Source organism: Bradyrhizobium sp. SZCCHNR1043, from assembly GCF_032489675.1.
GTDB lineage: Bacteria > Pseudomonadota > Alphaproteobacteria > Rhizobiales > Xanthobacteraceae > Bradyrhizobium.
Genome location: NZ_JAUEYN010000020.1, coordinates 105,389 through 113,488 on the forward strand (window position 1 = coordinate 105,389; position 8,100 = coordinate 113,488).

The window sequence follows — 8,100 nt, forward strand, 5'->3', positions numbered from 1 at the left end:
CAGTCCTCGCGATGAGGAAGGGCGATCAGGCGGCGAGCGCCGCCTTGGCCTTCTCAACGATCGCCTGGAACGCGGCGGGCTCGTTGATCGCGAGATCCGACAGCACCTTGCGGTCGACGGTGATGCCGGACTTGGACAGGCCGTCGATAAATCGGCTGTAGGTCAGCTCGAACGGACGCACAGCGGCGTTCAGGCGCTGGATCCAGAGCGCGCGGAAGGTGCGCTTCTTGCGCTTGCGATCGCGGAACGCATACTGGCCGGCCTTCTCGACGGCCTGCTTGGCGGTGCGGATCGTGTTCTTGCGGCGGCCGTAATAGCCCTTGGCGGCCTTGAAGACTTTCTTGTGCTTGGCGTGGGCGGTCACACCGCGTTTGACGCGAGACATGCCGGGTATCCTTGGATTCAGAGATGGCGATCAGCCGCGGCTTGGAGGCGGCCAGGGTTTCGGAAGCGAGAGGCCGGTCAGGCGTTCGGCAAGAAGTACTTCTTGACGTTGTCGCCGTCGGTCTTGAACAGCACGCGGGTGCCGCGCAGCTGCCGGATCTGCTTCTTCGTCCGCTTGATCATGCCGTGGCGCTTGCCGCGCTGGGCGTGCATCACTTTGCCGGTGGCAGTCACCTTGAAGCGCTTTTTGGCGCCGGATTTGGTCTTCAGCTTGGGCATTTGGCTCTCCTTCATGCCAACGGCAAGCCGCCCGCTAGAGCGGCGCCATCCGGCGAAAATGCTCGTTAGAGCGTTGGTTGTGCTCAGGTTTCGGGTCCAAACGAGGACCCACCCGCACAGGGACATCGCCACGGCAGCCCTTGATCAGCCGGGCGACGAAGGCCGCGCTTATGCCAGAGACGGTGGCTCTTGGCAACGCTGAACCGCCGAATCGGCTCGTCCGAGCCATGGTCAGCCGACATGCGAGCCGCGGGTACAGGTATCCCAGGGCGGCCCTCGGCCACCAGCACCGGCCGGCTCCGTTCGGTGGAGCCGCAAAGGCTCCTCCGGCAGCTGCAGCGGGCGGTGGCAGGTCCTGATCCGCGCCCGCAAAGAGCGGTTCTGACGGGGGCCTCAAGAGAAAAGCCCGCCAGACGTGTGGCGGGCTCGGTTTGGTGCGTCGGTGGCTGGCGACTAGCGCGGGGCCAGAACCATGACCACCTGGCGTCCCTCGAACCGCGCGTCCTGCTCGACCTTGGCGAAAGCCGCGACGTCGGACTTGACCTTGTCGAGCAGCTTGGTGCCGATCTCCTGGTGCGCCATTTCGCGGCCGCGATAGCGCAGCGTGATCTTGACCTTGTCGCCCTCTTCGAAGAAGCGCTGCATCGCCCGCATCTTCACGTCGTAGTCGTGGTCATCGATCATCGGGCGGAGCTTGATCTCCTTGATCTCGACGACCTTCTGCTTCTTGCGGGCCTCGGCGGCCTTCTTCTGCGCCGAATACTTGTACTTCCCGTAGTCCATGATCTTACAGACGGGAGGATTGTTGTTCGGCGAAATCTCGACCAGATCCATGCCGGCATCAGCGGCCATCTTGATCGCAACCACGGTCTCGACAGTGCCGCGGTTGGTACCTTCTGAATCGATCAGCTGGATCTGCGCATTGCGAATCTCATCATTTGTGCGCGGCCCGTCTTTGACGGCAGCGGGCGGGGCTCGATTGGGGCGGCGAATGGGTAGTTCTCCAAGGTTGTGGAAGAAGGCGACTATTTTGAAGGAAGATGCCCTCGCGGGCAAGACAGCTGGCGTCCCGTGCGTCGAATTAACATCCGGCCGTCATGGCTCTTGCGTCGCACGCGCAGGACTTCGGCGCGGCCGTGCATTCCCCCAAAGGGACCACATGGTCAAGAATGGCGATCAAAACCGCACTTTCGAGGCCTCGTGGTTCCGCTCGCGGACATAGAGTGCGCAGGGCCCTTTCGCAAGCGGCAGTGCCCGGTCGAGCGGATTGACGCGACCGGCTGGTTCGCCCACACAGCCCCCGAAATCGAGTAACGATCCATGAACCCTGCTGCAGAAAATGCCGATACGCCCGTCTTCGTCACCGTCGGCGCGGGCGAATCGTCGCGCCGGATCGCGGTGCGGGCGCGGCCAGGCCGCCCGCCCGGGCTGTTCTGGCTCGGTGGCTTCAATTCCGACATGAAAGGCACCAAGGCGCTGGCGCTCGACGCCTGGGCCGCCGAGCGCGGCCGCGCCTGCGTCCGTTTCGACTATTCCGGTCACGGTGAATCCGGCGGCCGCTTCGTCGACGGCACTATCGGCCGCTGGCTCGAGGAGAGTGTTGCGGTGTTCCGGCAATTCTGCCGCGGACCGCAGGTCGTGATCGGTTCCTCGATGGGCGGCTGGATGGCGCTGCTGCTGGCGCGCGAGCTGCTCAAGGACCCGGCAGAGGCGACGCTGGCCGGCCTGGTCCTGATCGCCCCGGCGCCCGATTTCACCGAGGAGCTGATGTGGAAGGGCTTCCCGCCGGTGGTCCGGACCGAGATCGAGTCCAAGGGCGTCTGGATGCGTCCGTCGGAGTATGGCGAGCCCTATCCCATCACCAGGGCGCTGATCGAGGACGGGCGCAATCATCTCCTGCTCGGCGGTGCCATCAAGGTCGGCTGCCCGGTGCGCATCCTGCAGGGCGCGCAGGACCGCGACGTCCCCTGGCAGCATGCGTTCGCACTGACCCACCGCCTGCCGGCCGAAGACGTGGTGCTGACCATGATCCAGGACGGCGACCACCGGCTGTCGCGTCCGCAGGACATCACGCGCATGCTGGCCGCCGTCGGCGAGATGGGCTGACGCGGCCCGCCTCAGCATCGCGCCTGCCATTCCGCGCGGACGCTCTCGTCGGTCTCCGACGTCAGCGCCGCCTCCGCATGTCGCGCGTAAGCAGCCTCGTCGAGCAGCCAAGCGAGCGCCCAGGCGGCGGCACCGCGCACCAGCGGACTCGGATCGGCGGCCAGCCGCTCGGCGGCCGGCGTCAGCGCCGCATCGCCGGAGTTGCCGATCGCGATCAGCACGTTGCGCAGGAAGCGGTCGCGGCCGATGCGCTTGATCGGCGATTTCGTGAACAGTGCGCGAAACGCGGCGTCGTCGAGCGCAGCCAGCTCGGCGAGATCGGGGGACCGCAGCGATTCGCGGGCTGCCAGCTTCGCCTCGCGCCCCGCTTGCGCGAACTTGTTCCACGGGCAGGCGGCGAGGCAGTCGTCGCAGCCGTAGATGCGGTTGCCCAGCGCCCTGCGGAACTCGCGCGGGATCGGCCCCTTGTTCTCGATGGTGAGATACGAGATGCAGCGCCGCGCATCGAGACTGTAGGGGGCCGGGAACGCCGCGGTCGGGCAGCTGTCGAGGCAGGCCCGGCACGAGCCGCAATGATCGCGCTCCGGCGCATCGGCGGGCAGGTCCAGCGTGGTGTAGATGGCGCCGAGGAACAGCCAGGAGCCGAAACCGCGCGACACCAGGTTGGTGTGCTTGCCCTGCCAGCCGAGCCCGGCCGCTTCGGCCAGCGGCTTCTCCATGACGGCCGCGGTGTCGACGAACACCTTCACGTCGCCGCCGGATTGCGCGACCAGCCAGCGGGCGAGCGTCTTGAGGTTCTTCTTGATGACGTCGTGATAGTCGTCGCCGCGGGCATAGACCGAAATCGCAGCGTTGCTGCGCTGGGACAGGACCGCGCGCGGATCCTCGTCGGGGCCGTAATTGACGCCGAGGATGATGATGCTGCGGACCTCGCGCCACAGCGTGGTGGGATCGGTGCGGCGGGACGGCTCGCGCGCCAGCCAGTCCATGTCGCCGTGCTGGCCGGCGGCGAGAAAGCGTTCGAACGCGGCGGCCCGCTCGGCGCTCACGACCGGGGCGGTGATGCCGATGGCATCGAAGCCCAGCCGTTGCGCCTCGACGGTCAGCGCCGCCTTCAACGTCTCCGGCGTGGGCCTATCGGCGCTCAGAAGTCCAGGTCCACATAGGTCCGCGACGCCGGGACGCCCGCCAGCCAGTCGGAGAGCAGCGGCCGGAACGACGGCCGCGACTTCACCCGCGCGTACCACGCCTTCGCTGCGTCGTCCTCGATCCATGGCACGTCGCCCAGATAGTCGATCGCCGACAGATGCGCGGCGGCGGCCAGGTCGGCATAGGTCAGCCGGTCGCCGGCCAGGAAATTGCGCCGCTGCGCCAGCCAGCCGATATAGGCGAGATGATAGCGCACATTGGTCTTGGCGGCGCGAATCACGTCGGTCGACGGCGGCCCGCCGCCATCCTCCTCGCTCATGAAGCGCTTGTAGATGCGCTCGGTGACCAGCAGGTTCGAGGCCTCCTCGAAGAACTTGGTGTTGAACCAGTCCATCAGCCGGCGCACCTCGACGCGCTCGGCCGCCGACGCCGGCATCAGCCGGCGATCGCCCATCTCGGGCCCGCAGGTCTCGTCGATGAACTCGGCGATCACGCCGACACCGGGCACCGGCGGCAGGCCTTCGACCGACAGCACCGGCGTGATGGCCGCGGGATTGAGCACGAGAAACGCCTCGCGGCGCTCCCAGGCGCGTTCCTCCACCAGGCGCAGATCGAGCCCGTATTCGCCGAGCACCAGCCGGACGAAGCGTGAATGCGGGCAGAAGGGATGGTGGTAGAGCGTGTACATGGAGCCTTTCGACGATTCCGCGGCTACGGCGCTTAACGAACAATCAACCATCGGTTCGCACCGACGCCTCGTCCCGATACCGGCGCGCGGGTGCGCTCGCGAATCGGACCATTAGCGCATGGTCGGCGAAAGTGTAAGCAGTAGGGCGACGGGCGGTCATGCGGGAAACGGCGCTTTCGGGAACAGCGATCAGCGCGCCCGATCCGCTGTCCGGCATTGCCTCGTTCTGATTCGCATGGCCGATCACACGCCGGTTCATTCATCGGATGTGGCCGGTTCGAGCGCTTTTTGCAATTGCGGGCGGGAGCCGAATAGGCGAGAAGGGCCGCGTTTTGCCGGCAATCCAGGATCCGATCAATGATGTCAGATACGCTGCGGGCGGTGCTTCTCGGCATAATCGAGGGCGTCACCGAGTTTCTTCCCGTATCCTCGACCGGCCATCTGTTGCTGGCGGAACGCTTCTTCGGGCTCGGCGACGAGGGGTTCTGGAAGAGTTTTGCGATCCTGATCCAGCTCGGCGCCATCCTCGCCATCGTCGCGCTGTACTTCTTCAAGCTGTCGCGCGTCGCCATCGGCGCGATGTCGAACGCTGACGACCGCCGATTCATCATCGGCGTGCTGATCGCCTTCCTGCCCGCCGTCATCATCGGCCTCATCGCCGGCAAGTACATCAAGGCGCTCCTGTTCGATCCCTGGGTCGTGTGCTTCTCGCTGATCGTCGGCGGCGCCATCCTGCTGTGGGTCGATCAGATCGATCTCAAGCCGCGGGAGCACGACGCCACGCGCTATCCGCTCATGATGTATCTGTGGATCGGCGTCGCGCAGTGCTTGGCCATGATCCCAGGCGTGTCGCGCTCCGGCGCCACCATCGTGGCGGCGATGCTGCTCGGCGGCGACAAGCGCTCGGCCGCGGAGTTCTCCTTCTTCCTGGCGATCCCGACCATGGTCGGCGCCTTCGTCTACGACTTCTACAAGAGCCGCGCCGAGATGACGTCCGATCACCTCGGCCTCATCGCGATCGGCTTCGTCGTCTCCTTCATCACCGCCATGATCGTGGTGAAGGCCTTCCTCGGCTACGTCACCCGCCACGGCTTCGTGCTGTTCGCCTGGTGGCGCGTGATCGTCGGCACCCTCGGCCTGATCGCGCTGGCGCTGGGGAAGTGAGCTGAGCCCCAGCTCCATCCACCGTCATTGCGAGCGTAAGCGAAGCAATCCAGTTTGGTGGGCGAGACTCTGGATTGCTTCGTCGCTTCGCTCCTCGCAATGACGTGGAGAGGCCGGTGGCCCCTCACGCGTTCTTGCGCTGGAACTGCCCGGACGGACGGAAGCGCCAGAGATATTGCGGGGCGACCGCCTCGAGCGAGTCCGGCGTGATGCCGAGGCCCTGCAAGGTCAGCCCGGCCGCCTTCGCGGCTTCCGACACCACGTTGTCGTAGCGCAAGAGCTCGACCTGGTCGGGCGTCAGCTTCAGCGGCCCCGGCGCGAACTGCAGGATTGCGGCCTGCAGCTTGGCGAGCCCGAACGGCAGCGGCAGCAGCGCGCGGTCGCGGTCGGTGATGTCGAGGATGATTTTCAGGATCTCCCGGAAGCTCAGCACCTCCGGCCCGCCGAGCTCGTAGGTCGCGCCCGGCTGCGCCTTGCCGTCGACCGCATCGGCCACCGCGGTGGCGACGTCGCCGACATAGACCGGCTGCATCTTCGTCTCGCCGCCGCCGATCAGCGGCAGGAACGGCGAGACCCGCGCGAGCGCCGCAAAGCGGTTGGTGAACTGGTCCTCGGGGCCGAACACGACCGAGGGGCGCATGATCACGGCCTCGGGCACCGCGGCCAGCACGGCGGTCTCGCCGGCCGCCTTGGCGCGGGCATAGCTCGAGGCCGACTCCGCGTCGGCGCCGATCGCTGAGACGTGCACCATGCGGGCGCCAGCGGCGGCCGCCGCCTTGGCGACGGTGGCGGCACCCTCGGCCTGCACGGCCTCGAAGGTCTGCGCGCCGCTCTCGGTCAGGACGCCGACCAGGTTGATCGCGACATGGCTGTCACGCAGCGCTGATGCGACCGAGTCGGGATAGCGCAGATTGGCCTGTACGGCGTGGATCTGGCCGACCCGGCCGAGCGGCTGCAGGTGGCCGGCGAGCTCCGGCCGGCGCACCGCGACACGGATGCGGTAGTCGCGCTTGGCCAGCGCCCGGACCACGTTGCGCCCGACGAAGCCGGAGCCGCCGAAGACGGTAACCAATGTGTCCAGATTCGATGCCATGGAATGAGTCCTGGGATTGCCGGGCGGTCGGTCCGCCCCGGACGAGATAGCTGTCAGCGGCGATTCGCACTCCGCGGCCCGCCATCCTGGGCCGCTGTATAGCCCATCGCCCGCACCGCGGAAAAGGGAGCCGTGTTTTTGCGCATGGCTTCAGAAAAATTGTCATCTTGGGCGTTCAGCGGTTTGACAAGCGCCCGTTCGATCCGTACACAGCGCCCCCATGCCCAGGTGGCGGAATTGGTAGACGCGCTGGCTTCAGGTGCCAGTGGCTTAACGGCCGTGAAGGTTCGAGTCCTTTCCTGGGCACCATTTTGGTGGTGACCTCCCCCGCACAGAACTCTGTGACAGACGACGGCGCTGATGCGCCTCCGGATCTGATTGGGTGGCATCGATTTAGCTGATGTCTTCGGGACATCAGCGACACGCTCGTCCCCGAGCCAGCCGATAATCCTCCTTTCAACGCCCGTGATGTAGCCGCTGCTGCCGGCTGCGAGCCTCCACCCTCCCCTGGAGGGGGAGGGTCGATCGCACGCGAAGCGGGCGAGCGGGGTGGGGTGATCTCTCCACGCACGCCAGCGCCAGAGGAGAGATCACCCCACCCCGCCTCACGTTTCGCTTCGCTCTCCGTGAGGCGACCCTCCCCCTTCAGGGGAGGGTGGGCACCGCCTTCGTGTTGAGTGATCACCATGACCGCCGTGGTCCTTCTCGTTTAGGGCAAGACCTATCAGCCTCGCGGCGCGCTTTGCGCCCGAGCTGTGCCGATCGTCTCGCCCTCGAAATCATGAGGGCGCAGGGAGAGCCGGGTGCCGACCGCACCCATGGCCCGCCAGCGAAGGAAAATGCTGGCGGCAGGAACCACAGGTACGCGCCGGATCATCCGGCCCTCCCTGCGCGATTGGTTTTAACGGCTGCTTCGCGTTCTCCCTGGTGCGCCGGGCTTGTTGGCCACCATCCCCACGCGAAGCGAAAGCTTCGACATGAGTTGATATCAGCATCGGGATATCAGGACCGCGCGACTTGACCGTGCGTGCATCGCCGTTCGTCCGCGCGAACTAATTCACGCTGCGTCGACACACGCCCATCGCATCCCACTGCCAACGATCCGTGACGGTCGCGAAACGCCCCTCATGCGGCAGCAGGGACGCGCGGAAATGTGCAGGTGATTTGCCCGACGAGGCTGGGCAAGAATCCGAATTAGGGGGGTGAGAGGGCTCGGCGCGGTGCAATTTCGAGCCAT

8 protein-coding genes and 1 tRNA gene are annotated in these 8,100 nt (G+C 66.3%); 3 read left to right on the forward strand and 6 right to left on the reverse strand.

Features of this window, described 5'->3' with window-relative positions; translation table 11 throughout:
* Positions 1–25: 25 nt before the first annotated feature.
* The 3 genes from rplT to infC form a co-directional block, all read right to left on the reverse strand.
* Positions 26–385: a 50S ribosomal protein L20 gene (gene rplT / locus QX039_RS30430; protein WP_012040570.1), complete on the reverse strand. Its 360-nt coding sequence runs from the start codon at positions 383–385 to the stop codon at positions 26–28.
* A 77-nt stretch (positions 386–462) separates the two neighbouring features.
* Positions 463–663: a 50S ribosomal protein L35 gene (gene rpmI, locus QX039_RS30435; RefSeq protein WP_008539890.1), complete on the reverse strand. Its 201-nt coding sequence runs from the start codon at positions 661–663 to the stop codon at positions 463–465.
* A gap of 453 nt (positions 664–1,116) precedes the next feature.
* The gene (gene infC, locus QX039_RS30440; protein WP_315740503.1) at positions 1,117–1,656 is read right to left on the reverse strand and encodes a translation initiation factor IF-3; all 540 of its coding nucleotides are present in this window, start codon (positions 1,654–1,656) and stop codon (positions 1,117–1,119) included.
* A gap of 327 nt (positions 1,657–1,983) precedes the next feature.
* Between infC and QX039_RS30445 the strand changes: the two genes are divergently transcribed.
* Positions 1,984–2,769 carry an alpha/beta hydrolase gene (locus tag QX039_RS30445; RefSeq protein ID WP_315740366.1) on the forward strand — a complete coding sequence of 262 codons (786 nt, stop codon included), beginning with the start codon at positions 1,984–1,986 and terminating at the stop codon, positions 2,767–2,769.
* An 11-nt stretch (positions 2,770–2,780) separates the two neighbouring features.
* On the opposite strand, the gene queG is transcribed toward QX039_RS30445, so the two are convergent.
* Together queG and QX039_RS30455 are read right to left on the reverse strand one after the other, a co-directional pair.
* Positions 2,781–3,965, reverse strand: a complete 1,185-nt coding sequence (gene queG, locus QX039_RS30450) for a tRNA epoxyqueuosine(34) reductase QueG (RefSeq protein WP_315740502.1) — start codon at positions 3,963–3,965, stop codon at positions 2,781–2,783.
* Positions 3,914–4,606 (reverse strand): glutathione S-transferase family protein, encoded by a 693-nt coding sequence (locus QX039_RS30455; protein ID WP_315740365.1) that lies wholly within the window; start codon positions 4,604–4,606, stop codon positions 3,914–3,916. The genes queG and QX039_RS30455 overlap by 52 nt, the downstream gene beginning before the upstream one ends.
* 357 nt (positions 4,607–4,963) lie before the next feature.
* Here QX039_RS30455 and QX039_RS30460 point away from each other — a divergent pair, with 357 nt between their 5' ends.
* Positions 4,964–5,770: an undecaprenyl-diphosphate phosphatase gene (locus QX039_RS30460; protein WP_315740364.1), complete on the forward strand. Its 807-nt coding sequence runs from the start codon at positions 4,964–4,966 to the stop codon at positions 5,768–5,770.
* Between the two features lie 124 nt (positions 5,771–5,894).
* On the opposite strand, the gene QX039_RS30465 is transcribed toward QX039_RS30460, so the two are convergent.
* The gene (locus tag QX039_RS30465; protein ID WP_315740363.1) at positions 5,895–6,863 is read right to left on the reverse strand and encodes a complex I NDUFA9 subunit family protein; all 969 of its coding nucleotides are present in this window, start codon (positions 6,861–6,863) and stop codon (positions 5,895–5,897) included.
* Between the two features lie 222 nt (positions 6,864–7,085).
* On the opposite strand from QX039_RS30465, the gene QX039_RS30470 reads away from it, so the two are divergent.
* A tRNA-Leu gene (locus QX039_RS30470) sits at positions 7,086–7,172 on the forward strand.
* Positions 7,173–8,100: the final 928 nt, after the last annotated feature.

Excerpts from the sequence above, each read along its gene's own strand:
- rplT (WP_012040570.1), bottom strand. The coding sequence starts at position 385 with ATGTCTCGCGTCAAACGCGGTGTGACCGCCCACGCCAAGCACAAGAAA.
- QX039_RS30465 (WP_315740363.1), bottom strand. The coding sequence starts at position 6,863 with ATGGCATCGAATCTGGACACATTGGTTACCGTCTTCGGCGGCTCCGGC.
- QX039_RS30455 (WP_315740365.1), bottom strand. The coding sequence starts at position 4,606 with ATGTACACGCTCTACCACCATCCCTTCTGCCCGCATTCACGCTTCGTC.
- QX039_RS30445 (WP_315740366.1), top strand. The coding sequence starts at position 1,984 with ATGAACCCTGCTGCAGAAAATGCCGATACGCCCGTCTTCGTCACCGTC.
- rpmI (WP_008539890.1), bottom strand. The coding sequence starts at position 663 with ATGCCCAAGCTGAAGACCAAATCCGGCGCCAAAAAGCGCTTCAAGGTG.
- QX039_RS30460 (WP_315740364.1), top strand. The coding sequence starts at position 4,964 with ATGATGTCAGATACGCTGCGGGCGGTGCTTCTCGGCATAATCGAGGGC.